Raw genomic sequence first — 25,918 nt, forward strand, 5'->3', positions numbered from 1 at the left:
CCATCCTACTCTTTAAGAACCAACGGCAAACCAGCAGCAACAAAGGTAACGCGATGGCAAACACTGGCTAGTTTTTGATTCATCCGTCCTGCATTATCCACAAAATAACGACTAACCGCCCCCAAAGGTACAATGCCCATTCCAACCTCGTTAGAGACGAATATTAACGTCGCATCTGAGCCACGTACCACCTGTATAAGCTTTTCAATTTCTGCTTCTAGCTTCTCATTGGAACATTCATCACCTAACTCAAATATCCAATTGTTGAGCCACAAGGTTAAACAGTCGATCAATACAACATCGGTGATAGCGAAATTTGTCAGTAACTCAGATAAATGAAGGGGGCATTCATGCTCTTGCCACTCGCCCCCGCGTTGCTTTTGATGATGCGCTATTCGCTCTCGCATTTCTTGGTCAAATGGCAGCGCGGTTGCAACATAGTGTAATGCTCGCTGAGAAGCGACCGATAATTGCTTAGCTGTTTTTTCTGCCAAATGCGACTTCCCAGAGCGCGCGCCACCGAGTATCAATTGCTTCATGAGGAGTGATACAACCCAATCATAGTGAGATAAATAAGCAGTTCCGACAACTGTTGCGCTGCGCCAAGGCAATCCCCCGTAAAGCCGCCAATTCTCTTGGTTAACCAACGTTTGAACATCAAACGAAATACCACGAGAACAAGCGATATCAAGATCGCATCCGCGATACCAAGCACAAGCAATGTTACGCCACCAGTAAACAACAAAATGGAGACTTCTAGAGAAGACTGGCGACTTGCTAGCGGTTTACTTTTCGACGTATCACTGTCACTGACATAAGGCATGTCATAAATAAGCGTCGCTGCTAGTGCTCGGCTTGCGGTGTAAGCGACGACAATGACCAACCAAAAGTGCGGCAAGTTAGCCAGTTCACTCCAAAAAACATACTTAGCCAATAACGCCATAATGAGAGTGGCGGCACCATAAGTGCCAATACGACTGTCTTTCATAATAGAGAGGCGTCGCTCTACGGTCATGCCACCGCCAATGCCATCCGCCATATCGGTCAAGCCGTCTTCGTGAAAAGCCCCAGTTAACAATAAGCTAAACACCATCGTTAATACTATGGCAACCGACTCTGGGAAAAAAATTGAGGTGAGCGAGAATACCAAAGCGCAAAGTGCTCCAAGCACGAGACCAACTAACGCAAAGTAACGGCCTGCCTGATTCATGCGTTCTTCACTGTAAGGCAACGCTTGGGGCACGGGTAAGCGGCTAAAAAAACTGGTAGCTAATAGAAATAACTCCCACTGGTATCTTAACGATGACGGCGTGACTTTCTCAGAATTATCAGGGACTGACACTATACTGTAACTCCTGCACTCTCGAAGCTCGCCATTTTGTTGTAAAACTGAGCGGCAGCTTTTAACAAGGGTAAGGCAAGAGCGGCTCCTGTTCCCTCCCCTAGCCGTAAACCAAGGTCGAGCAGAGGTTCTGCTTTAAGATGTTCCAATACAAATTTATGTCCATTTTCTTCAGAGCGATGGGCAAACAACATGTATTCACGCGTTTCTTCGTCTAACAACGTCGCAATATAAGCCGCTACCGATACGATAAACCCATCCACTAAAACTGGAGTTTTAAGCCGCTTGGCTTCTAAAAAAGCGCCCACCATTTGTACGATTTCAAAACCCCCAACCTGTGCGAGAATCGCTTTGGTATCAAGACCTCGACATCGGTTTACCCCCTGTGCTACCAGTTTATATTTGCGGCTCAACTGCTGTTGATTGATTCCGGTGCCAACGCCAACACAATAATCAATATCTAATGAGCTCAGCGCCGATAACAGTGCTGAGGCCGAACTGGTATTACCGATGCCCATCTCGCCGAACATTAAGAGGTTTGAACCATGCAAAATGGTATGCTCAGCAATCTTCGCACCATATTCTAAACCTAACGCCACTTGTTCTGGGGACATCGCGGATTGTTTAGAAAAATTAGCCGTACCGTTACCCAACCGTTGTTCAACCAAGTTGGGATGGGATTTAAATTCTGGAACCAGCACATCAATAGGAGCCAACATGCCGCAATCTATTACTTTGAGTTGAATGCCATTAATGTCGCAAAAACAGTTGATGGCTGCGCCGCCAGCGAGAAAGTTAGCCACCATTTGCTGAGTGACTTCGCTTGGCGCAATGCTCACACCCTCCTCTGCAACGCCGTGATCTCCAGCAAATACCAGCATGCTCGGTTTGCAGATAGCGATGGAATCAACTGGCTGAGGTTTATTCTGACTTTGAATAAGAGCTAACTGCAGTGCCACCTTTTCCAATAAGCCTAAAGAACCGACGGGTTTGGTTTTGTTATCTATGCGTGCTTGTATCTCCGCAGCAAAAGAGTCATCCATTTTTTACGTTCCTTTGATGTTGTCTGGGTGAGAGGTGTTCTGTTGTTCAAGAGGTCTTGTTCAGCGACAGTTTTTGCGCGCCCACTATTGTATACACTTGCATCCAATTGGGGCAGCGCTAATCAAGTTTATCTCAGGATAGTCTGCCGAGTTCGCAGAGCGTCTCACCTTTCTTGCACGAGATTATAAGTAACTCGTTGAAATCCGCTACAATAGCTTAGACTATGTTCCCATATAGGAGAAAAGATATGGATAACAACACCTGCGCAATCATCGCCGGTGCAACTGGCTTAGTAGGCTCAAAAGTCATTGCAAACCTCATAAATCAATCAGGTGTTGGAACATTATATTATCTTTCTCGCCGCCCACTCGATGGCGTCCTAGATGTGGACAACAAGCTTATTCCTCTCATTGATGCAGACCTTTCTATCCACCAATGGGATGAGAACCAACCAACACCAACCATCGGCTTTATCTGTTTAGGCACGACCCTTAAGCAAGCAGGCAGTAAGGATAATTTGCGTAGAGTAGATGTTGATCTGGTGTGCAAAGTCGCCCAACAAATGAAAACAATCGGAGTCAAACGCCTTGCGGTTGTTTCTAGCCTCGGTGCAAATAGTAAATCGCCATCCCATTACTTAGCTTGTAAAGGACAAATGGAACAACGAATCGAAGCTATGGATTTTGAGGAAATCGTATTTGTTCGCCCAGGCCCGCTTGTTGGTCAACGTCAAAACCCAAGAATGGACGAGAAGTTAGTACAAACTCTGTTTAAGGTAATTCGCCCACTTATGCTAGGCAAACTGTCCAACTTTTTACCTATTCGAGCAGAAGATGTCGCCAAAGCGATGATTTATCAACTTTTCAGTTATCAAGAAGACTCGGTGGTTTACTTACAAAGGAAAGAAATGCGTGAATTACTGCATCACTACGAATAACCATTTTGTACAATTAACGTGCTAATTCACACTCTCACGCGACTTAGATCTCGTTTTTATATTCATTTTAGATCTAGCTAATACCCGTTTGTCATTTTTAAAGTTATATCACGAGCGTTATCTTACGCTCCATAAATAAATCCGTATAAAACCCCGTATAAAAAACAACCGCCACTTCGGCTGGTTGATAAGGTCAAATTATGAATTTTGCAGTGATAGCCTCTCTAGCCGTCTTTGTTGGAATATTGTTCTTTCTATTTAATCAGCAACAAAAGAAACACACTCTTTCACGTCTCGTTTTGATCGGTCTTGTTACCGGTTCTCTTTTTGGTCTTGCTTTGCAACTCATTCACGGTGAAGGCAACAGCGCAATTGCTCAAACACTTGAATGGGTAGGCATTGTAGGCAGTGGCTACGTTGGTCTACTGAAAATGGTCATCATGCCACTAGTATTGGTATCGATGATCTCTGCAGTTGTTAAGTTGGAGAAAGGTGGATCTTTAGGTAAAATTTCTGGCCTGACCATCTCTGTTCTTCTAGTAACGACTGCAATTGCTGCACTTATCGGTATTTTGGTGACAACGACATTTGGCCTGTCAGCAGAAGGGTTAACTGAAGGTGCGCGTGAAACCGCTCGTATCGCCGTTTTAGAAAGCCGTGCCGGTACAGTAAGTGACTTAACTATTCCTCAAATGCTAGTTAGCTTCATTCCAACCAACCCATTTGCTGATCTAACAGGTGCTCGCTCGACATCAATTATCGCTGTTGTGATTTTCGGCGTGTTAACTGGTATCGCCGCTCGTAAAGTGATGATGGAAAAAGCAGAGTTGGAATCACCGATTCGTACTTTCGTAGAAGCAGCTCAGTCAATCGTTATGCGATTAGTGAAGATGATCATGGCGCTAACGCCATACGGCATCGCAGCACTGATGGCAAAAGTGGTAGCGACATCAAGCGCAGGCGACATCCTAAACCTACTTGGCTTTATTGTGGCGTCTTATGTTGCTATCGCACTGATGTTTGTTGTTCATGGCGTATTGGTCTCTTTTGTTGGCGTTAGCCCTGCGGAATACTTTAAGAAAATCTGGCCTGTACTGACCTTCGCGTTTACATCTCGTAGCTCAGCAGCAACAATTCCACTAAACGTAGAAGCGCAAATCACCAAGCTTAACGTTCCACCAGCGATTGCAAACCTATCAGCATCGTTTGGTGCCACTATCGGCCAAAACGGATGTGCAGGTATCTATCCTGCAATGCTTGCAGTGATGGTAGCTCCGACAATGGGCATCAACCCACTTGATCTACACTTTATCCTGTCATTGATTGCGATTATCACCATCAGCTCATTTGGTATTGCAGGTGTCGGCGGCGGTGCGACGTTTGCAGCCTTGATTGTTCTTCCTGCAATGGGCTTACCTGTGACCATCGCGGCACTGCTTATCTCTATTGAACCACTGATTGACATGGCACGTACCGCACTAAACGTTTCAGGCTCAATGACTGCGGGTACAATTGCTAGCCGAGTGCTGAAGTCACCAGAAAGTGAAGCAACATTGGAAGAAACACGAGCATAGAACTCAAATTCCTTCCAAAGCGATAAAACATAAAATATCAAGCCGATGGTTCGCCATCGGCTTTTTTCATTTTCACAAATTCAACTTGCATCTTTCGTTGCTAGTCAAGGCGTTGAATGGTCTAATACTGTCATCGGTTTTGTAAACGGTAAGCAGAATGCACCAAGATAATCAGCCCACTTTTTTCTTCTTTGATTATGAGACATGGGGAACCAACCCCGCGAAAGATCGCCCAAGCCAGTTTGCTGGTGTTCGTACAGATGAAAACTTTAATATCATCGGCGAGCCTTTAGTCATGTACTGCCAGCCACCTGCTGATTATCTTCCGTCTCCTGAAGCTGCGCTTATTACTGGTATTACTCCGCAAAAAACGGTTCAAGAAGGCCTTTCTGAGCCAGAGTTTATCGCTAAGATTCACGCTGAACTCGCGAGACCAAATACCACCAGTTTAGGCTACAACAGCATTCGCTTTGATGACGAAGTGACCCGTTATACTTGTTATCGCAACTTTATCGATCCATACGCATGGAGTTGGCAAAACGGTAACTCGCGTTGGGATTTACTCGATGTACTACGCGCGTGCCATGCCCTTCGCCCAGAAGGCGTAGAATGGCCAGAAAACGAAGATGGCTTCACTAGCTTTAAATTAGAACACTTGTCTGTGGCTAACGGCATAGAACATAGTAACGCGCACGATGCCATGGCAGATGTGATTGCGACTATCGAAATGGCAAAGAAAGTAAAAGCAGCGCAACCAAAATTGTTTGATTACTTTTTTTCTATGCGCCAAAAGCGCAAGCTCAATGATTTAGTCGACATCGTCAACATGACACCGTTGATGCACGTTTCAGGCATGTTAGGGCGCGAATGCCAGTACACTAGCTGGATTGTGCCTGTTGCTTGGCATCCAACCAATAATAATGCCGTTATCACCATCGATTTAGCGAAAGACCCTCAACCTATTCTTGAGCTATCCGCAGAAGAGCTGCACGAAAGACTCTACACTAAGCGCGAAGATCTTGGTGAATTGCTACCAGTGCCAGTTAAACTAGTTCATTTGAACAAATGCCCTATTCTCGCCCCTGCAAAAACGTTAACGGCTGAAAATGCAGAGTCTATTGGCATTGATCGCCAGCAATGTCTCGCTAATCTCGCTTTGTTGCGCCAACATCCTGAAATTAGAGAAAAGCTGATTAGCCTCTTTTCAGTCGAGCGTAAATTCGATAAAAGTGATGACGTCGATACACAGCTTTACGACGGGTTCTTTTCTCCGGCTGATCGCGCAGCTATGGATATCATTCGAGAAACCGACCCGAATAATCTTGCTGCATTAGACATTGAATTTGATGACAAGCGTATTAAACCTCTATTGTTCCGCTATCGTGCGCGTAACTTCCCAGGCACATTAGACGAGCAAGAACAAAGACGCTGGGCACTACACTGTCGAGAAGTGTTTGAAAGCCAAATTGAAGAGTACATGCTGAATTTAGAAAACTTAGTTCACGAACATGAAAGTGACGAAAAGAAGATTGCGATATTAAAATCCGTGTACTGTTATGTAGAGAGCTTAGCTTCCTAACTCCTCCTAATACAAGCGCACCTTATGGTGTGCTTGTTGTTTATATACTGTCAAAATGATTAAAGAACGATTCTTACAACTGATCCAACTGCTCATTTCAATCTTCCTCATCATGGGAGCACTTGGCATCGGAATTACCATTCAAAAGTTCACTGGCGTTTCCGTTCCAGGAAGTGTCATCGGTATGCTCGTACTGTTTTTCTCCATGACTCTTGGGCTTGTAAAAGTCGACTGGGTCAAACCGGGCGCCACGCTATTTATCCGCTATATGATCTTATTGTTCGTTCCTATTAGCGTCGGATTAATGCAACATTTCGATATGCTACTCGCTAATGCCCTCCCTATCATTGCTAGCGCAGTTGGAGGCTCACTCATTGTACTAGTCAGCCTCGCTTGGCTGCTGGACTACTTGTTAAAGGAGAAGCACTGATATGTGGTTAGTTGTTACCATTGCGGTTTTTCTTGTCGCGCGCCAAATTGCAATCAAAGTGAATAATCCTCTAGCAAATCCTTTGCTGATCAGTATTGCAGTGCTCATTCCTTTGCTTACTTACTTAAATGTACCGTTTGAAACGTATTATGCGGATAACGAAGGGATCAGTTTTTTACTTCAACCAGCCGTAGTTGCTCTGGCTTATCCACTATATGAACAACTACCACAGATTAAAGCAAACTGGCGAATCATCACTTTTGCTTGCACAGTAGGCAGTGTGATGTCGATGATGACAACCACCTTGATCGCAGTCGCTTTCAAAGCGGATATTAGTTTAATCGCGAGTCTAGTGGGTAAGTCCGTCACTACACCAATAGCGATGGAAATATCGAGTCACCTCGGTGGTGAAGCCGCCGTTGCAGCGATCTTGGTTCTGATTGTCGGTTTATTGGGCGCAATTTTGGCATACCCAATTTACAATTTGATTGGAATTAAACACCCGATTGCACGTGGTCTGACAATGGGTACAGTCTCTCATGCCTTAGGCACCGCTACTTGTGCAGAGAAACAGCCCATAGATGCCGCGTTCTCATCACTCGCATTGGTTTTATGTGGGATCATAACTTCTATTTTGGCTCCAAGCTTTTTTGCTTTGGCTGTCTGGCTATATCAATAGTTAAGCGCTCTCGGTCTGCCCTCCTTCCGGCAGGCCGTAGCCTTTCCGCTTCTTCCTTACCCTTTTCAAAACCCTATCTTATCTATCAACCTCACCCAGTAATATCGTGAAGGGACTTGATCGAGATATACATTCATAGCATTAGCATTCTAGGTGCTACCACTCGCTCTAGATTACGTAGGTATAAAGTAGCATAGCGGTAAAAGTCGCGTTAGTAACATACTCCTGCTCCTTGGTCATATGAATATATACTGATATGGTTAATTGTGAGACGGAGATAACGCTTCACACCTGTGCAATCGAATACATGTGTGAGCTCACTCTAATTATGTAACAGAATTATCAATTGCATTATTTATCGTGATCTAACGCACGGAACATTTCTATCTTTCACATAGAATAACTGTCCATGCAATAACAAGGATTCAACATGAAAAGTCGCATTGAACAGGCGCTAGCAGGCGCTCCAGAAGCACTTTCCAAACAACTTGCTCCTATCATCCAAGCTGATGATTTTGATGCTACGCTTTCAGTTCAACAATTTGAGCAGTTGCTTTCAGCTACCGGTCTATCAGACAAAGAGCTTCGTGTTGCGCTACTTCCTTTTGCCGCAGCGTACTCCTATGCTCCCCTTTCTGACTTTTATGTCGGCGCTATCGTTCGTGGTCTTTCAGGTCGCCTTTACTTCGGTGCCAACATGGAATTCTTTGGTGTACAGTTGGGTCAAACGGTTCACGCAGAGCAGTCTGCGATTAGCCATGCTTGGATGAAAGGCGAACGTGGTGTTAAGGATATCACTATCAACTTCAGCCCATGTGGTCACTGCCGCCAGTTCATGAATGAGTTATCTACCGCAAACGAGCTTAAAATCCAGCTCCCAGAACGCGAAGAAAAGTCACTTCATGAATACCTGCCTGAAGCCTTTGGACCAAACGATCTCGGTATCGAGTCCGGCTTAATGGCAGAAGTTAAACACCAGTTCTCATGTGATGATGAAGACGCACTCATCCAAAGTGCAGTTGAAGCGATGAACATGAGCCACTCACCATACACCAACAACTTGAGTGGTTTAGCATTAGAGATGACTAGCGGCCGTGTATTCCAAGGCGCTTATGCAGAAAATGCAGCGTTCAATCCTAGCTTGCCGCCGTTACAAGTTGCGCTAATCCAAGTTTTACTTGCGGGTGAAACCTTTGACAGCATCAAAGCCGCTGCATTGGTAGAGAACTCAGAAGGTAAGATCAGTCATTTAGCCGATACGCAATCAACGTTGGAAGCGTTGAATCCAGATATTCCGCTTAGTTTTGTCAACGTATAAACGACAAATTCAACAAAAAGCTCTACAACATGTAGAGCTTTTTTATTACCTAAAAACCAAAAGCAAACGTTTGCTTTGTCATAAAACTTCAGTATGATCTCCTGCAATTTCTGTCTCATCACTCTATTTTGTAAGGGAACACTATGTTTGGCACTGCAACTAGCGCAAATGCTACCCGTGTATTACTTTTAGGCTCTGGCGAACTCGGTAAAGAAGTCGCCATTGAATGCCAGAGACTTGGTTTAGAAGTGATTGCTTGTGATCGCTATGCCAATGCTCCAGCGATGCAAGTCGCTCACCGTAGTTATGTTATCGACATGTTAGATGGAAACGCCTTAGAAGAAGTTATTACGAAGGAACAACCTACTTACGTCGTACCAGAAATTGAAGCCATCGCAACCGGCAAACTGGTAGAGCTTGAAGAGAAAGGACTGAATGTTGTTCCAACCGCTAAGGCAACCAGGCTAACAATGAATCGTGAAGGTATCCGACGTTTGGCAGCAGAAGAACTGGAATTGACGACTTCACCTTATCGTTTTGCAGATAACTTTGAAGACTTCAAAGCCGCGGTTGAGCATGTGGGTCTTCCGTGCGTGGTGAAGCCTGTGATGAGCTCTTCAGGTAAAGGGCAAAGTGTTATCAAGACCGAAGACGACGTTACAAAAGCATGGGATTACGCTCAGGAAGGCGGACGTACGGGTGCAGGTCGCGTTATCGTGGAAGGTTTTATCGACTTCGATTACGAAATAACTTTATTGACCATCAGAGCCGTTGACGGTGTGCATTTCTGTGCTCCAATTGGTCATCGTCAGGAAGATGGCGACTACCGCGAATCATGGCAACCGCAAGCTATGTCAGAAAACGCAGTAAAAGCAGCTGAATACACGGCTGAGAAAGTGGTAAACGCGCTCGGTGGCTACGGCATCTTTGGTGTAGAGCTGTTTGTCAAAGGCGATAAAGTCATTTTCAATGAGGTCTCTCCTCGCCCTCACGATACGGGTATGGTTACAATGATTTCGCAGGAAATGTCTGAGTTTGCTCTCCACGTGCGCGCGTTTACCGGAATGCCAATTAATAATATTGTGCAATATGGCCCATCTGCGTCTGCTGTTATTCTTGGACAAGGGACTTCCACAAACATTCGCTTTGAAAACCTAAGCAAAGCTTTAGCTCAACCTCAAACACAAGTTCGTCTATTCGGTAAGCCAGAAATCGATGGTCGCCGCCGTTTAGGTGTTGTCCTTACGCGACGAAAAACCACCGAAGAAGCCGTTCAAGATGCTGTTGAAAGTGCTTCAAAAGTGAATATCATTTATTAAATACGAACCACTCATACAAAAATAGCGCAGCTCAAATTGCTGCGCTATTTCGTGTTCCAAACCGAAGAGAGCCTATTCACTCTCGATTAAGTACACTTCTTCAGAGAAGCGACTTAAGCCTTTTTTCGCAATTTTAGGATGATTCTCGTCAGCTTCATCTACGTTCAAACAAGTAACTTTGTAACCTGAAAATAACTGCTCAATCTCTTCGACCGGCACGCTAAATGGAGGCCCCGCCATCTCTTCTTGAGGATAGTTGAGTGTAACAAGCAAAATACGACCGCCTGGGTTCAAAAGTTGCTTGAGACGCTCTACATACTCCTCTCGCATATCTTGCGGTAAAGCAACCAACGCGGCGCGATCATAAATGATATCGGCTTGAGATACTGGTGCAGTGAAAAAGTCCCCAGTATAAATAGAGAGCTCATCAAATTGATAAAGCTCGTGCATGCCATTAAGAGGCGTTACCGTTGGCGTGTAAAAATGTTCAGCAAAAAAGGCACGCACAGCAATATGGCTTAGCTCAACGCCTTCAACCGAATCATGCTTCATCGCTAGCCAAATCAAGTCTTCTGACTTTCCACATAAAGGAACTAACACTTTATCTTCACGCTTTGGATTAGTGTGTTTCCAATATACTGGTAATAGCGGGTTTACATCTTCCAAGTGAAATCCGATTTGATTGCTGGCCCATTTGTTATGCCAAAATTCTTGGTCTCTCATTTTACTTTCTACTTGTCGGCTGTTTTCATTTTGAGAGGTAAGACTAACGTTTTTTTTCAATTTGTCTATGCCGTTCATCTTTGGTTAATACTGCGGTGATAGGATGTAATCGGTCTCATAGGAGACGCGCCTTTATCTGATAATCAGAATAAAGAAAAGAGAATGGTGATCTAACGCACGATTCTACTTCAAGATAAAACTGAAACCTTGGAATCTTTCGTAATGGCCCCATTTATAAGTTAGTACCTGATTTGCCGAACTTAGCGACCTTTATGTTCCCTATTTTCTAAGTACAAGCAAGTTAAGGAGAGTGAATGAGCTTATTTCTTCGTACTACAGCATTGATGCTTTTGGTACTTAGCCGTGCACCGGCATTTGCCGCACTTCCAATTACCCCTGCGCCTAGTGGCGAACAAAATCGTTCAACCAGCCAAAACGAAGTTTGTTCGAAACTTTTTAAACACAGCCTTAGCGGTTTATATGGCATTCAGTCAATCGACACCACACCAACTCAGCCATATTCTGACTTCGACATTCTTTACAGCAAAGCTCACCAAGCACAATTTGAACTTGAAACTATCTGTAAGAGTACCGCACTTCTTAATGACGCTCAGCCATACTTCGCAGGCGTGAAATCCAAACAACGAGCAGAAGAAAAGATAGCTTTAGAGTTAGATGGGAAAGTTGAACGTATTACTGACCTAGCACGTGCAACGATTGTAGCTGAAGACGTCGCGAGCTTAGTCTCCATTTATGAAACGTTAGAGCGTGAAACAACTATTGTGAAAGTAAAAAATCGATTCAAAAAACCTGGCCCTTCAGGATATAGAGACTTGAACTTGCTCGTTCGTTTACCAAAAACAAACCTAGTAGCCGAAGTTCAACTGCACTTGAAAGCAATCGCAGATGTAAAAAGCGGTCCCGAACACGACCTATACGAAAAAATCCAGAAACTAGAACGTCAAGCGATGTTGGAAAAACGTGAGCTAAGCGAAATAGAGCTTGCCTCTATTCGCAACATGCGTACACAGTCTAAGAACTTGTACCAACAAGCATGGCAACCATACTTAACAACGCATCTAGAAGCGGCGTAACCGATATCATTAAGCGTCTCTCATAAACAGAAAAACCACCGCATTGCGGTGGTTTTCATTTGTATGCACACGAATTTTACGCAAAAAAAGACCACGCCTTAGCGTGATCCATTTATTCGGCTTACTGTACTTTCTTCAGGTTTTCTACACGAGCTTTTAACTTCTGACCCGGGCGAAAAGTCACTACACGTCGAGCAGTAATTGGAATATCTTCACCAGTTTTCGGGTTACGACCAGGTCGTTCATTCTTGTCACGAAGATCAAAGTTACCAAAACCTGACAGTTTTACCTGTTCGCCACTTTCCAGTGCCTTACGAATCTCTTCAAAGAACACTTCCACCGTTTCCTTGGCGTCCCGCTTACTAAATCCTAATTTATCAAACAGGTTTTCTGCCAGTTCGGCTTTTGTGAGCGCCATAAAACTTTCCTCAAAGCTATGTTAAACAATGCTACGTTAGTGTAGCGCCAGAGCAGTTTTACCCTACCAATTCAACAACATATCGGGGTTACATCAGGAAGTGTATGACAAGCTTATGATTTTCGCCAACTTTTTTCTTGGCGAACAAAAGGAATAGCACTACGTAAATTATTGTTAAACGCCAGAAATTTGATATTTTTGTTTTTGTTTCATCTTTATCAGGAAAAACATCCAGATTATAAAACTAAAAGTAGTTTAAATATCAACATTAAACACTATTTAATAAAAATATCAGATATTGGTTATTTAACAGACACTTGACATAGAACTTGTCGTAAATTCAGTGATTTGTATGTAACTCGATACGTAACAATTAGATTAAAAGGTATGACCACCTGTACTTTGCAACTGTGCTTTGAAAGCTTGATTAAACCCACGCTTCTCGCTGTTTAACGATGACGCCATATATAAAGATTGATAATGTGGAAGTTCGTGTATTTCCTCATTAGCTTCTTACACTGCTTCTAGGCGACCATGATTAATCAAATCATAAATATTCTTTTCCCTGTTTTTGCTCTTGTCGGAGTTGGCTATTTGGTCGGTCGTTACATCAAGCCTGACTTTCGCCCAATAAACCGCATTAATATTGAGGTTTTTACGCCAGCACTGGTATTTTCGTCACTCGTTAGCATGCCGCTCGATTCAAATCAGGGGCCGCTTCTTTTGGCGGCAATTGTTGCGGTTTTAATTCCCGCACTACTCATGATCCCGGTATGTCGATGGACGTCACTCTCGTTTAAAACCTGGGCGCCACCACATATGTTTCGGAATAGCGGAAATCTAGCTATTCCTTTGTTTACCTATACGTTTGGAGAAATTGCGCTGTCGTCAGCAGTGCTTTTATTTGTCGTGTCAGCATGCTTGCATATCAGCTTAGGCGTAATGCTGCTTAGTCATGGCAACCCTTTTAAGCAAATAGTCAAGATGCCAATCTTTTTAGCAGCGTCGTTGGCTCTGTTTCTCAACGTGTCAAATGTGGGTGCATGGGCGCCTTTATACGAAGCCACTGCTCTACTTGGGCAAGCGGCCGTACCCGTGATGCTTTTATCTCTGGGGGCACAAATGTGTCATTTACGGTTGGACGGTTTAAAGATTGGTGTGTTGTGTACCGTGCAGTCACTGGCAACTGGTGCTGTCGCTTTTGCACTTATTTATTGGTTAATTCCCCTTCCAACGATGCAATTGCAAATGATGGTGCTCTTCACAATGCTGCCGCCAGCCGTCATGAATTACCTATTTGCGGAAAGACTGAATATAGAACCCATGAAGGTGGCGTCAATGGTACTATTTGGCAACTTTTTCAGCATTCTTACGCTGCCTCTTCTGCTTAGCTATACCCTCTCACTCGCTGCCTAACCGCCAATAAGCTATCGTTAGCGTGTATTAGCTGAAAAACAATACGTTCCTAATCTCGGGTAAGGGCCATCCCTAGTTTGGTCTAGTATTTTAAAATAATGAGGGGTGGTGCGAGCAGTAAGGAACTTGAACAACGATAAGGTAATCCTAAAAATAAAAAAACCCTGCCAAACTAGCAGGGTTTTCATTTCTTAAGAAGATACGTTACGCGAGATTAGTCACGTAGAGACGCACCAAACTTCTCAGAAACGTGAGCAACGATAGCGTCAACCGCACCAGCGATATCTGCATCTTCAAGCGTACGCTCAAGTGACTGTAGAGTCAGAGCGATTGCTAGGCTCTTCTTACCTTCTTCAACGCCTTTACCTACGTAAACGTCGAACAGTTTTGCATCTTTAAGGAACTCGCCACCTTGCTCTAGACAAGCGTTAACAATGTCACCAGATGCAACAGCTTCATCCACTACTACCGCGATATCACGACGGTTTGAAGGGAATTTAGAAAGTGCTACCGCTTCTGGGATCACTTTGCTGTTAATTGCAGACCATTCGATTTCGAATACGATAGTACGACCATTTAGACCGAACTTACGCTCAAGCTCAGGGTGAACGGTACCGATCACGCCCACTTCTTTGCCATCTACGATGATTGCCGCAGATTGACCTGGGTGAAGTGCTGGGTTAGCTTTTTTGCTTTCAGGTGACAGTGCAGCGAAAGAGTACGCTTTTTCGTTCGCAGATAGCTCTAGAATCGCTTCTAGATCGCCTTTAAGGTCGAAGAAATCAACCGTGTTAGTTTCGATATCCCAATGTTCTTCACCGCGAGTACCAGCGATAACACCCGCTAGCATAGGCTCTTGGCGCATGCCGTTTTCTGCAGATTCACATGGGATGAAACGTAGGCCGTATTCGAATAGACGAACGCGTGGCTGTTGACGCTTCTGGTTGTGAACAACCGTGTTCAGCAGACCTTGGATAAGACCAAGACGCATTGCTGACATGTCTGCAGAAATTGGGTTTGGAAGTACTAGAGGCTCAACACCAGGTACAACTAGCTTTTGCTGCTCAGGCTCAACGAAGCTGTATGTGATTGCTTCGTGGTAACCACGGTCAACAAGAAGATCACGAACGCGTTTCAGTGGAAGATCCGCTTCAACGTGGTTGTGCATCTTAAGTGCTGCTGCTGGGTTTTGGTTAGGAATGTTGTCGTAACCGTAGATACGGCCAACTTCTTCAATCAGATCTTGCTCGATAGCGATATCGAAACGCCATGTTGGCGCTACTGCCACCCAACCTTCTTCTGAAGCTTCAACAGTCAAACCTAGGCGCTCTAGGATTTCTACTACATCAGCATCAGCGATGTGGTGACCTAGTAGGTTGTCTAGTTTCGTGCGACGTAGTGCAACTTTGTTTGGCTTAGGTAGGTCTGCTTCAGATTCTACAGCTACAACAGGTGCAACTTCACCACCACAAATTTCAACAAGAAGCTGTGTTGCACGCTCCATTGCGCTCACTTGTAGTGCGTAATCCACACCACGCTCGAAACGCATTGAAGAATCAGTGTGAAGACCGTAGCTACGTGCGCGGCCACGGATGTGGTCAGGTGCAAAGAATGCACACTCTAGTAGAACGTCTTTAGTCTCAGTTGTTACACCAGACTCTTCACCACCAAAGATACCTGCGATTGCAAGTGCTTTGTTGTGGTCAGCAACTACTAGTGTATCTGCGTTTAGTTCTGCTTCGTTGCCGTCAAGAAGCGTTAGCTTCTCACCTTGCTCAGCCATACGAACTACGATGCCACCTTCGATCTTCGCTAGATCGAATGCGTGCATTGGTTGGCCTTGCTCTAGAAGAACGTAGTTAGTGATGTCTACTACAGGGTCGATAGAGCGAATACCACAACGACGCAGTTTCTCTTGCATCCATAGTGGTGTTTCAGCTTGAACGTTTACGTTCTTAATAACACGACCTAGGTAACGAGGACACGCAGCAGGAGCTTTCACTTCGATAGACACTTTATCGTCGATTGAAGGGGCAACTGCTTCTACTAATGGCTCTGTCACGTCAGCACGGTTTAGTACGCCAACTTCACGAGCTAGACCACGAATGCTGAAACAGTCAGCGCGGTTTGCCGTTAGGTCTACGTCTACTGTTACGTCGTCTAGACCTAGGAATTCACGGAAATCGGTACCGACTACTGCGTCTTCTGCTAGTTCCATGATACCGTCTGACTCAACGTCGATACCTAGTTCAGTGAATGAACAAAGCATGCCGTGAGATGGCTGGCCACGTAGTTTCGCTTTTTTGATTTTGAAATCACCTGGAAGAACAGCACCAACTGTTGCTACTGCTACTTTCAGACCTTGGCGACAGTTAGGTGCGCCACAAACAATGTCTAGAAGCTCTTCTTCACCCACGTCAACTTTAGTTACGCGCAGTTTGTCTGCATCTGGGTGTTGACCACATTCAACAACGTGACCGACTTTAACGCCAGTAAAAGAACCTGCAACAGGAAGAACGTCGTCTACCTCTAGACCGGCCATTGTAATTTGGTGAGTTAGCTCGTCAGTAGTAACCGCAGGGTTTACCCACTCACGAAGCCATGATTCGCTGAATTTCATGTTGATGAACCCTCTGGATTACTTGAACTGTTTTAGGAAACGAAGATCGTTCTCGAAGAACGCACGTAGGTCGTTCACGCCGTAACGAAGCATTGTTAGACGCTCAACACCCATACCGAATGCGAAACCAGAGTATTTTTCAGGATCGATACCTACGCTACGTAGCACGTTCGGGTGAACCATACCGCAGCCTAGTACTTCTAACCATTTACCGTTCTTGCCTTTCACGTCTACTTCAGCTGAAGGCTCAGTGAATGGGAAGTAAGATGGACGGAAACGTACTTCTACTTCTTCTTCGAAGAAGTTACATAGGAAATCGTGCAGGATGCCTTTCAGCTGAGCAAAGTTTACGTTCTCATCAACCAGCATGCCTTCCACTTGGTGGAACATTGGCGTGTGCGTTTGGTCGTAGTCGTTACGGTATACACGGCCTGGTGCGATGAAACGGAATGGTGGTTTACCATTTTCCATCGTACGGATCTGTACGCCTGACGTATGAGTACGAAGCATCAAGTCTGGGTTGAAGAAGAAAGTATCGTGGTCAGTACGCGCTGGGTGATCAGCTGCGATGTTTAGCGCATCGAAGTTGTGGAATGCATCTTCGATCTCTGGGCCTGCCTCGGTGTTAAAACCGAGTTCGCCAAAGAACTTCTCAATACGCTCTACAGTACGAGTTACTGGGTGTAAACCACCGTTTTCAATACGACGACCTGGTAGTGTTACGTCGATTGTTTCTGCTGCTAGTTTCGCTTCAAGCTCAGCACGTTGTAGTGCATCTTTACGAGCTGCGATAGCTTGCTGAACTACGCCTTTCGCTTTGTTGATCTCTTGACCAGCTTCACGGCGTTCTTCTGGTGGTAGTTTGCCTAGGCTTTGAAGTTGAGCAGTTAGCTCACCTTTTTTACCCAGATACTGAACACGCACTTCATCAAGTGCGACTAGCGATTCGGCAGCTTCAATTGCAGTGCTCGCGCTAGCAATGATCTCTTCTAGATGTTGCATCGTTTCCTCATCTACCTGTAGGTAGTGTCCATAAGGGAGTGATTGGTTTTTTGATAGCTGTACATAGTAGCCAAACCGGGCACCAATGCCAAATTGAATTACGAAAAGAAGAGGTTATTGAATAAAAAGAGCACAAAAACGTCAAAAATGTCATCTTTAGTTAATCTGCCGTTTAGTTGTGCCCTTTTGTTTTAGAAATAGTATTGAATAGATAGCTCGATAAAATCGTCATCTCTAGCAAAGTAGAGCAAATCATTTGGTGTTTCATTTTTAAACAACCAAGCATCAATTTGCCACTTAACGTGATTCGATATTCGGCTCGACGCCTCTAACTTAGCATTGTAAACATCAGCGTTATCTAAATCCTTCGTGATTCCCGTCAATACTTCCGTTCCGTCCTCATCATTGAGCGCCCAACGAATACCTGCAAACACATCATTTTGACCGATAGTTTGTGCGTTGTTCCCTCGACTGTCATAGAGGTACTCACCAATAACTCCCACATCCCAAACCGTGTCAAATGCACCGACGAAGGTATACTCAAAACCCGTCACAAGACCGACATGATTATCAGCGCTATCTCGATAAACACTTTCTAGTTTCCATAACCAATCGCCAACAATTCCTTGCACATCGAGACCGACATGACTCATCAGAGCGTAGTAAGGCTTTAATTCTCCGTACTCAAAACGAAAGTAGGGATCCCGGTTTGTTCCATATAAATAGCTTAGGCCTACGTCCCAATCGCCAAGCATTTTCGAATATCGAAAAGCCACATCTACGTGCTTCTCTTCTCTGCTTGATTCATAGATAGCATCATCAGAGACAACGGGTTCGGTTCGCAAGCGGCCATCTGTACCCGCAAACGTTCGTTCCCTAAAGTAAGGTAACAACATTGCGTGGACGGTACCCCAGTCTTTGAAAGAGGTAAAATGTAACATCGGCTGACCGAGCTTATCTTCACCATCAACGGCTTCAATAGAGTCTGTTTGGTTTACTACATCAACTAAATGGGCTGATTCAGTCACTCCCCAAAAGACCTTACTAATCCCAACTCGAAGCTCATAATCATCCCAATAAGTCAGATAAAGTGCCTCTCGTATGTCACCATGACTTCGCTCATCGTCTAGACCATCCAGACGATAGAAAGGTGTGAAAGTAAAGTTTGCATCACCATTTTGCATCTCCCAGTAAAATTCTGGCTGCAAAACCAATGACGTTTGCGCTTTGCTCTGACCCTGAGAGCCCGTTTTAAAAAACTGACGATGCTCAATATTGACTTGTCCTGCGAGCTCGACGGCAGTCAGAGGCATCGAGTAAAAAAAGGCTGCTGCACTAAGCAACAACCCAACATTTAATCGCTTCATTTTTCCTCCACTACCTCACTCGCTTCAACACATTCTTATGAAAGTCATTGTCTTGTAATCCAGTGTTAAAACGCATTTCGCTAGTCGTTAGCTCAGTACTTTTTCCTGTTTGATGGTTTGTCATCGCCATAGTGTGCGCTCGCCAATATTGGTTGAGATATTGCTTGTAATCGGAAAAAGAAAGCGTTTTTAACAAAGAGCCTTTGCGGTCGTAAAACTCAACTTTAAGTGGACGATAATGCGCTTTATCTAACCACACCGTTTGCTTGGTATAACCTGAGTTCTTATCGGTCGGAATTTGCTCTACGACGAAAACATCTTGCCCGTTTATGCTGTCATCTTTTAGGTAGTTGAAACGGTATTTTTCAATCTCAAAGGAACTGAGATCCTCATACGCGAATTCACTGCCCATAAAAGGACCTGATTTGTTACGCGAGGAAATACGTTTCACACGTTTCAGTGCAGGAAGGTAAAGCCATTGGTCATCGGCACCCACCGTATGAGAATGGTTGAGAAACGCCGTGCCTTTTACATCTCTCGGTTCATCAAATATCGTGAGCCCTTTGTCACCATCGCCATCAACTTCAAGTGATTGTAAGCGCATTAAACGTGTGCTGCTTTCTCCTTGCGCGTTTCGCAGAATCATTTGCATCGTAGCAACAGAATCCCCCCACCCTCCATCACGGGCTTTGCGCTCTTGGGCAATTTCTAGTCCTTTGGCTTCATCCGCCAACACCGCATGACTCATAATAAGCGAGACAGAAAGTACTGATACTTTTAAGGCATTTTTTACTAAATTCATGTTCAATCCTTTAATTCGTTATGACTGAGTAACAGTCTTGGTTTGAGAGTCAGTTGATTTAAGCTTATTTCGGCGCTCTACCTCGTCGTAAACGCCTTTGTCAAACAACATCAGTAGAGTCGGTAGAAAGATGAAATCCACAACAAGAGCAATGAAGATAACAATGGCACTCAACTGTCCCATATCGGCATTTAAGCGGAAGCTCGACATCGCCAGAACAGAGAAACCAGCAACAAGCACGACCGTCGTAATCCAAAGCGCGCGCCCCACGGTGCGAAAGGCGTAGCGAACCGCTTGCTCCGCACTGTGGCCATCTTTACGAGCGTGTTGATATTTAGAAAGAAAGTGAACGGCGTCATCGACAACAACACCAAGCGTTAATGTCACAACGACAGACAATCCCAAGTTAATCTCGCCAGAAACCAGCGCCCAAATACCAAAACCAATAAGCGCAGGAGCAATATTCGGGACAAGACTAATTAAGCCAAGCTTGAACGAACGCAAGGCAAAGATCAGTAATGCAGAGATTAAGACAAGAGTAATGGGCAAGGTTGACAGCATGCTGGCCATATTCGTTTCACCAATATGCGCAAACATCAATGAAGGACTAGACGCAACAACATCATATTGAGGCGCGTTTTCGTTAAACCATTGGTAAATGCGATTTTCCAAATCAACAAGCTCGACGCTGCCCAAGTTCTCCACGGTGAGAACCATCTTGATCGACGACTTATCTACATTGATTTGGTTGTTCAAATCTAAACCATACGGTAGTGACATTTCATAAAGCAGCAGATATTGAGCCGCTAATTCTCTGTCTTGAGGGAGCGAGTAATAAGCCTGATCATCTCCATGCATGTTCTTGTTTAGGCGCTTATAAACATCGCTCAAGGTCGCAACATGGTCCGTTTCTGGCTGCAACCTTAGCCAGTCAGTAAATTTACCCACGGAATTGAGAAAATTAGGATCGGCAATGCCCTGCGATTCGTTAGTTTTTATCGCGATACTGATGTTCGCCATGCCACTGATTCGCTCTTCCATAAAATCAGCCGCTCGGCGAAATTCATTGCTATGGCCAAAGTACTCGACGGATTCATCATTGACTTTGTTCAGCGGAATCAAGCTCGCACTCGCGACAATAACAAGCACCGACAACGGCAATAACGCATGTCGCTTTGACACCACGAAATCTCCTAAATGATCCATAAAGTGCTTTCTTTCATCAGAAGTATCCGACTTCACCGTAACCGGAAGGATATTAAGCAAGGCGGGAAGTAACGTGATGGAAAGGAAACAAGCAACCATGACGCCAAGGGCTGATAGGTTGCCGAAATCTCTCAGGATTGGAGAATCCGACATATTCATCATTAAAAAGCCGATCGCGGTGGTAATGGAGGTAATCAAGATAGGCATGAAATTGAGCGCAATACTTCGCTCAATAGAGTGGGCTTTACTAAAGCCGTTTTGCATAGACTGACGCATTGTCGCGATGATGTGTACACAGTCTGCGACGGCAAGCGTCATCACCAAGGTAGGCACATTAACGGTCGCCGTGCTTAAGAACATACCAGCCCATCCTGACAAGCCCATTGTCACCATAACCGAGCCGATAATAACGATGAGCGTCGCGATGACGCTAAGCAATGAGCGCAACATGATGGTCAGAAACACCAATATCACTAGTAACATAGTAGGCACTAATGTTGCGCTATCATCTTGGGCTGCGGTCATAAATGCGTAGTTCATTGCAATAATACCAGCCTTGTGGAATTCCGTGTCTGGGTACACTTGCTGATAACGTTCAATCATTCCGTTTATGTAAGCAACCACCTCTTGTACTTCAGCAGTTTTATCTATTTCAGGGAGTTGGACCGTAATGTTTACGACCGTGACATCTCCTTTTTCAGAAATCAGTGAACTTTTCAAAACCGGCTCACTCAACGCAATACTTTTGACTTTCTCTATTCGTTGAGGTGTCAATTCATATTCGCTATACAGTAAGTCTTCGACAAGAAGATCATCTTCAAACGCTTCGGTATGCTGGTAGTTGGCGAGGGAATCAACGCGGGTGGAGTATGGAACTTGCCACGCCTCGTCAGTGATCTGCTGAATAAGAGATAATGTACTAGGAGTAAAAACAGTGCCGCTCTTTGGCGCTATAACCAAAGCAAGACTGTCAGATTTTGCAAAGGTGGTTTGAATTTCATCAAACGCAAGTAACTGCTCATTTGTTCCATCAAAGAAGATGTCGTAATCTCCTCTAAAGTAAAGATTTTTTCCTCCAATAGTTGCTATGACAATCAATAAAACGGTAGCAAGCATCACCAATACACTGTAATTCGTTGGTAGCTTACCCCACCCTGAACGGGCGTATTGTTGAACGTTGTGATGTGGCATCACACTCTCCTTTTGTGACGTTTCGTCAAATTTAAAAACTAAAAAAACAGCAAATGCTGTAAATAACCAGACAAACTCGACATGCAAACTTTAGATCGAATGAATTTGGCTACATAAGTCAGTTTTTAGTAACTTCCTATGCTTCTCGTGATCATTGGCTGAACGCCAACCCTCGAGATTTAATGACGATTCGTCACAATAGTGCGATAAAAAAGCCAACCATAACGTCAGATTGGCCTTTCCAGTTTATTAGCGATTCACTGACTCTAAATAAGCAAGCTCTTCACTAAATAACTCCTGCTCCACTCGACGCCAGGTTTTACGGTAGTCCCATTCTGTAGATAAAGGCGACCAACCTAAACCATCAAGTAACATATTCGCGTTGTGCAGTACTGAGAATGGGTCTTGAATTCGCTGAATACATCGACTGTTCGATGCATTTTGCGCCAAAGCGTTTGAACCGAATGCAATAGACCAGTTGGCGAATACAATAGCATCAGAACCAATTGCGGGAGAAAACTTAAGATCACCACATTCTACCGCATTGTTCACCAGCGCATCAGCACCATCTATTACTTGTTCTTCCAAGTTATTCAGTTCATTCACACGTTTAGGCGAAGCCTTCTCTAGAACCCAAGGCGTCTTTGCAACAATCGCACAAGTTGATAGTACTGGCTCCATACGAGCGTAAATACGATAACCTACATGCATCGCAATGATTTTTTCTCTGGTATTGCCATTAAATTTGGCGGTACGTTCGAAAAATATTGCTTCGCTTTTCAGCGAATGAATACAAAGCGCAAGAATCACATCTTCTTTGCTGCAAAAATGATTGTAGATCGTCCCTTTAGAATAAGGGCTTGACGCTGTAAGCTTGTCCATCGTTAAGTTGGCAAAGCCTTGCTCTTGAACTAAAGACTTAGCCAATTGAATAAGCTCTATCTCACGATCAGCAATCGCCTGTTGCTTTTTTGTTAGCCCTGAAGACACACGACATCCGTCTTGCTTGCTATATTTTTTACAGCGAAAGTTAAACATAATCCTTTGATCCGTATACCAACACACTCCCAATAATTGTAACACGATTCTTTAATACGGGAACGCAACTAAAGTTGACGAACCGTCACAAATGACACTTCGTCATAATAGATCAAAAAACAAACATTTCAAGTATGAATTTATAATTAGAAGATAAATAGCTACCAATTATGCATACCCAAGTAGCTACAGGATGCTTGGTTCAACGAGAATGGTTTCTTTGTAGAGGAAGCGAGAGAGGCTTTGGGAGGAACAACGAAGGAAATCAGCATGTTAAAAATAACGAAAGTAGATGCTGAACAGGTATTATTCGAAATAAGCCCAACACACTTTAAGTCTGAATTAAGAGCAAACACCGCTGAATGCCCTACTTACAAAGTATTTGCTGTCTTAGGCTTTTTCTTTTGCAACGCCCTTTCAGAAACTCTCTTCAAAAAAGGCTCAAAATCTATATAGATAGGCTTGGCTTATCACCTGCAGCTGCGATGGCATAACGAATATCATCAATAAATCGCCCCTCTGTCTCAATAATGCCGTCAGAGAATGTGACTGGCTGATGTGGCCCAGCAAGTAGAACAATATTAGTAAAATCAGAGACATTAAAGTTCTCTGCTACAACATTTTTGGAATGAAAATCAATGACGGTCTTTGCAACTTGATCTTCCAGTAACAAAAGCTGTTCTTCAGTAATTTTCATACGCGCCAAAGCAACGCGAACACACTTATCGTGGGTAGTCGTCTGCTCTTTTATGATTTCGGTATATTTGTCGTTGAGCTTGGAGTTCTCTGCATAGCTATAATATAAAGGCCCGTGCAGCGTTATATTTTTATCTTCATCAACGTAAACGAGATCCAACAACTCTAATGCTTTTAAGTAATCAGACATGCTCTGCTCAGACAAGTCATACTTTTTCTTTAAAATAGAATAACCGTCTTTACCTCGAAGCATTCTCAATTCACGATAAAAGTCGTAAAGGTGAGGGAATTGAAAGAATACTTCATCCTGTGTGCGACTAAAGTAATCCTCGTCTTCACCTTGCAATTGATTTGCGAGCTTTTGTAGTTCATCTAACGTGCAATCAACCGCTCTACAATATTCCAGCAACTTATCTAAAGCGAGATTCGTGCTTGTAAGATGTCTCTTAAAGGTAGATAGTGGCATACCCATTTTCTCAGATAGCTCTCGATATGTTAGCCCTTTTGTTTTAATCGCTTGGCGTAATGCGGCTAGCAAGTATTCGGGAGTCAGATCTCTCATCTACAATTCCTTTTGGCAATGTTACAGCTGTATAGTATTTGTAACAATTTAGAACCGCTTGGCAAGGTATAAGTTCATATTTTTATAAGAAAAACATGAATTAATATACCGAAAAGAGAATTCACACAACAAATGAAAAATTCAATATGAATTCAATTTCATTATAGATATAAAATAATATGCAAAATAAAAGCAATTACTCTAAATCATCGTGATTAATTTTAATAGTAACGTAAAGTTGAGAATATAAACCTATTCTCTCTACAAAAATCTAGAATAATTAACCTAAAAGGAACAGAACGGTAAATGCATAATAATTCACCGCTCTCTATTAGCATTTTTGCAATGCTATTCAAGTAGACTAGTCCGCTAGTTTCACTGCAGTACCAAATGCCAAAATTTCCGAAGAACCATCTACGATTGAGCTTGTGGTAAATCGAATCCCTACTATTGCATCGGCACCTTTAGATTCAGCGTCCGCCACCATGCGCTGTATAGCAATATCACGCGCGTCGGTCATCATTTCCGTGTAACCACGAATTTCGCCGCCAACAATGCTCTTGATACCCGCCATGAGGTCACGGCCAATATGCTTTGATTGAACAACATTACCAGTTACAACCCCTCTGATTTCAGAGATCTGCTTGCCAGGAATGCTTTCGGTCGTTGTGTAGATCATTTTTAATCCCTTATAAACGTAAAAATTTATACCCAAGCTACCTTATAACTAACATAAGATGCTAACCAATAAATTGAGAACACTGATAAACAATACTCTAAATAGCCAAGCTAAAAGTCATTTGGGTATAAATTTTAGCAATAAAAAAGGAGAGCTAATGCTCTCCTTCTCTTAATCCTAAACTGCTAATTAAAGAGCAGCTTTCGCTTTTTCAACTAGAACTGCAAATGCAGCTTTGTCGAATACAGCGATGTCCGCAAGGATCTTACGGTCGATCTCGATAGATGCTTTCTTCAGACCGTTGATGAAACGGCTGTAAGATAGACCATTTTGACGAGATGCCGCATTGATACGTGCAATCCATAGTTGACGGAATTGACGTTTCTTAGCGCGACGGTCACGGTAAGCGTATTGACCAGCTTTAGTAACTGCTTGGAAAGCTACGCGGTAAACACGTGAACGCGCACCGTAGTAACCTTTAGCTTGTTTTAGAACTTTCTTATGACGTGCACGAGCTTGTACACCACGTTTTACGCGAGGCATTATGCTTCTCCTAAACTAAACGATTGATAACTAAAAAGAATTAAGCGTATGGCAACATACGGATTACTGCAGCCACTTCACATTTTGGAAGGATTGCATTCGGACGTAGTTGACGCTTGTTCTTAGTAGTACGCTTAGTCAGGATGTGACGTTTTGTAGCGTGCTTGTACTTAATACCACCAGCAGTTTTCTTAAAACGCTTAGCAGCACCTTTGTTGGTTTTCATCTTAGGCATGATGAATAACTCCGCATTGAGTAGGTTTAATAAACAACGTAATTAGGGCGAACAAAACCCAGCCATATGCCTTTATATAAAGGAAAGCGGCTAGGTTTTAATTA

General features: G+C 43.8%; 25 protein-coding genes. 10 read left to right on the forward strand and 15 right to left on the reverse strand.

Annotation, left to right across the window (positions count from 1 at the left end; all coding sequences use genetic code 11):
• Window positions 1–5 precede the first annotated feature (5 nt).
• The 3 genes from cobU to cobT are packed head-to-tail and all read right to left on the reverse strand — an operon-like array spanning window position 6 to window position 2,385.
• Complete coding sequence (gene cobU, locus R8N49_RS04010) at window positions 6–539, reverse strand: bifunctional adenosylcobinamide kinase/adenosylcobinamide-phosphate guanylyltransferase (RefSeq protein ID WP_042521941.1); 534 nt, start codon at window positions 537–539, stop codon at window positions 6–8.
• Window positions 536–1,342, reverse strand: coding sequence for an adenosylcobinamide-GDP ribazoletransferase (locus tag R8N49_RS04015; RefSeq protein WP_054576446.1), 807 nt, complete (start codon window positions 1,340–1,342; stop codon window positions 536–538). The genes cobU and R8N49_RS04015 overlap by 4 nt, the downstream gene beginning before the upstream one ends.
• Window positions 1,342–2,385: a nicotinate-nucleotide--dimethylbenzimidazole phosphoribosyltransferase gene (gene cobT / locus R8N49_RS04020; RefSeq protein ID WP_005377883.1), complete on the reverse strand. Its 1,044-nt coding sequence runs from the start codon at window positions 2,383–2,385 to the stop codon at window positions 1,342–1,344. Before cobT ends, R8N49_RS04015 begins: the two co-directional genes overlap by 1 nt.
• A gap of 248 nt (window positions 2,386–2,633) precedes the next feature.
• On the opposite strand from cobT, the gene R8N49_RS04025 reads away from it, so the two are divergent.
• The 7 genes from R8N49_RS04025 to purT all read left to right on the forward strand — a co-directional run bounded on the left by R8N49_RS04025 (window position 2,634) and on the right by purT (window position 10,222).
• Window positions 2,634–3,323: an NAD(P)H-binding protein gene (locus R8N49_RS04025; protein WP_005377884.1), complete on the forward strand. Its 690-nt coding sequence runs from the start codon at window positions 2,634–2,636 to the stop codon at window positions 3,321–3,323.
• A 200-nt stretch (window positions 3,324–3,523) separates the two neighbouring features.
• A complete protein-coding gene (locus R8N49_RS04030) occupies window positions 3,524–4,897 on the forward strand; it encodes an L-cystine transporter (protein WP_005377885.1) in 1,374 nt (457 codons plus the stop codon).
• 157 nt (window positions 4,898–5,054) lie between these two features.
• A complete protein-coding gene (sbcB, locus tag R8N49_RS04035; RefSeq protein ID WP_047100708.1) occupies window positions 5,055–6,476 on the forward strand; it encodes an exodeoxyribonuclease I in 1,422 nt (473 codons plus the stop codon).
• Between the two features lie 55 nt (window positions 6,477–6,531).
• Window positions 6,532–6,906, forward strand: coding sequence for a CidA/LrgA family protein (locus R8N49_RS04040; RefSeq protein WP_005397786.1), 375 nt, complete (start codon window positions 6,532–6,534; stop codon window positions 6,904–6,906).
• 1 nt (window position 6,907) lies between these two features.
• Complete coding sequence (locus R8N49_RS04045) at window positions 6,908–7,585, forward strand: LrgB family protein (RefSeq protein ID WP_005377888.1); 678 nt, start codon at window positions 6,908–6,910, stop codon at window positions 7,583–7,585.
• A 430-nt stretch (window positions 7,586–8,015) separates the two neighbouring features.
• Window positions 8,016–8,903: a cytidine deaminase gene (gene cdd / locus R8N49_RS04050; RefSeq protein ID WP_005377892.1), complete on the forward strand. Its 888-nt coding sequence runs from the start codon at window positions 8,016–8,018 to the stop codon at window positions 8,901–8,903.
• Between the two features lie 143 nt (window positions 8,904–9,046).
• A complete protein-coding gene (purT, locus tag R8N49_RS04055; protein WP_054866055.1) occupies window positions 9,047–10,222 on the forward strand; it encodes a formate-dependent phosphoribosylglycinamide formyltransferase in 1,176 nt (391 codons plus the stop codon).
• A gap of 72 nt (window positions 10,223–10,294) precedes the next feature.
• Here the strand turns inward: purT and R8N49_RS04060 are convergent, their stop codons facing one another.
• Window positions 10,295–10,945: a thiopurine S-methyltransferase gene (locus tag R8N49_RS04060; RefSeq protein ID WP_021707633.1), complete on the reverse strand. Its 651-nt coding sequence runs from the start codon at window positions 10,943–10,945 to the stop codon at window positions 10,295–10,297.
• A gap of 314 nt (window positions 10,946–11,259) precedes the next feature.
• Between R8N49_RS04060 and R8N49_RS04065 the strand changes: the two genes are divergently transcribed.
• Window positions 11,260–12,039 (forward strand): phosphoribosylglycinamide formyltransferase, encoded by a 780-nt coding sequence (locus R8N49_RS04065; RefSeq protein ID WP_025766820.1) that lies wholly within the window; start codon window positions 11,260–11,262, stop codon window positions 12,037–12,039.
• A gap of 121 nt (window positions 12,040–12,160) precedes the next feature.
• Here R8N49_RS04065 and ihfA read toward each other — a convergent pair whose 3' ends face one another.
• A complete protein-coding gene (ihfA, locus tag R8N49_RS04070; protein ID WP_005377899.1) occupies window positions 12,161–12,457 on the reverse strand; it encodes an integration host factor subunit alpha in 297 nt (98 codons plus the stop codon).
• Window positions 12,458–12,991: 534 nt separating this feature from the next.
• On the opposite strand from ihfA, the gene R8N49_RS04075 reads away from it, so the two are divergent.
• Window positions 12,992–13,873, forward strand: coding sequence for an AEC family transporter (locus R8N49_RS04075; RefSeq protein ID WP_005377901.1), 882 nt, complete (start codon window positions 12,992–12,994; stop codon window positions 13,871–13,873).
• Window positions 13,874–14,087: 214 nt separating this feature from the next.
• Here R8N49_RS04075 and pheT read toward each other — a convergent pair whose 3' ends face one another.
• The 6 genes from pheT to R8N49_RS04105 all read right to left on the reverse strand — a co-directional run bounded on the left by pheT (window position 14,088) and on the right by R8N49_RS04105 (window position 23,099).
• Window positions 14,088–16,493, reverse strand: a complete 2,406-nt coding sequence (gene pheT / locus R8N49_RS04080; RefSeq protein WP_053303165.1) for a phenylalanine--tRNA ligase subunit beta — start codon at window positions 16,491–16,493, stop codon at window positions 14,088–14,090.
• Window positions 16,494–16,511: 18 nt separating this feature from the next.
• The gene (pheS, locus tag R8N49_RS04085; RefSeq protein WP_005385470.1) at window positions 16,512–17,495 is read right to left on the reverse strand and encodes a phenylalanine--tRNA ligase subunit alpha; all 984 of its coding nucleotides are present in this window, start codon (window positions 17,493–17,495) and stop codon (window positions 16,512–16,514) included.
• Between the two features lie 191 nt (window positions 17,496–17,686).
• Window positions 17,687–18,862, reverse strand: a complete 1,176-nt coding sequence (locus R8N49_RS04090) for a hypothetical protein (RefSeq protein WP_064353839.1) — start codon at window positions 18,860–18,862, stop codon at window positions 17,687–17,689.
• Window positions 18,863–18,872: 10 nt separating this feature from the next.
• Window positions 18,873–19,664 carry an outer membrane lipoprotein-sorting protein gene (locus R8N49_RS04095; protein WP_064353838.1) on the reverse strand — a complete coding sequence of 264 codons (792 nt, stop codon included), beginning with the start codon at window positions 19,662–19,664 and terminating at the stop codon, window positions 18,873–18,875.
• Between the two features lie 18 nt (window positions 19,665–19,682).
• The gene (locus tag R8N49_RS04100; RefSeq protein ID WP_064353837.1) at window positions 19,683–22,061 is read right to left on the reverse strand and encodes an efflux RND transporter permease subunit; all 2,379 of its coding nucleotides are present in this window, start codon (window positions 22,059–22,061) and stop codon (window positions 19,683–19,685) included.
• A 249-nt stretch (window positions 22,062–22,310) separates the two neighbouring features.
• Window positions 22,311–23,099: a TetR/AcrR family transcriptional regulator gene (locus R8N49_RS04105; RefSeq protein ID WP_005377913.1), complete on the reverse strand. Its 789-nt coding sequence runs from the start codon at window positions 23,097–23,099 to the stop codon at window positions 22,311–22,313.
• A 270-nt stretch (window positions 23,100–23,369) separates the two neighbouring features.
• On the opposite strand from R8N49_RS04105, the gene R8N49_RS04110 reads away from it, so the two are divergent.
• Window positions 23,370–23,555, forward strand: coding sequence for a hypothetical protein (locus R8N49_RS04110; RefSeq protein ID WP_031780965.1), 186 nt, complete (start codon window positions 23,370–23,372; stop codon window positions 23,553–23,555).
• On the opposite strand, the gene R8N49_RS04115 is transcribed toward R8N49_RS04110, so the two are convergent.
• The 4 genes from R8N49_RS04115 to rpmI form a co-directional block, all read right to left on the reverse strand.
• On the reverse strand, window positions 23,548–24,357 hold the full coding sequence (locus tag R8N49_RS04115) for a helix-turn-helix domain-containing protein (protein ID WP_005385480.1): 810 nt from the start codon (window positions 24,355–24,357) through the stop codon (window positions 23,548–23,550). The genes R8N49_RS04110 and R8N49_RS04115 overlap by 8 nt on opposite strands.
• A gap of 361 nt (window positions 24,358–24,718) precedes the next feature.
• On the reverse strand, window positions 24,719–25,036 hold the full coding sequence (locus R8N49_RS04120) for a heavy metal-binding domain-containing protein (RefSeq protein ID WP_005377919.1): 318 nt from the start codon (window positions 25,034–25,036) through the stop codon (window positions 24,719–24,721).
• A gap of 189 nt (window positions 25,037–25,225) precedes the next feature.
• Window positions 25,226–25,579: a 50S ribosomal protein L20 gene (rplT, locus tag R8N49_RS04125; protein ID WP_004727974.1), complete on the reverse strand. Its 354-nt coding sequence runs from the start codon at window positions 25,577–25,579 to the stop codon at window positions 25,226–25,228.
• A 40-nt stretch (window positions 25,580–25,619) separates the two neighbouring features.
• Window positions 25,620–25,814 (reverse strand): 50S ribosomal protein L35, encoded by a 195-nt coding sequence (gene rpmI / locus R8N49_RS04130; protein ID WP_005377932.1) that lies wholly within the window; start codon window positions 25,812–25,814, stop codon window positions 25,620–25,622.
• Window positions 25,815–25,918 lie beyond the last annotated feature (104 nt).

The sequence above is a fragment of the Vibrio sp. 1978 genome (assembly GCF_033344345.1).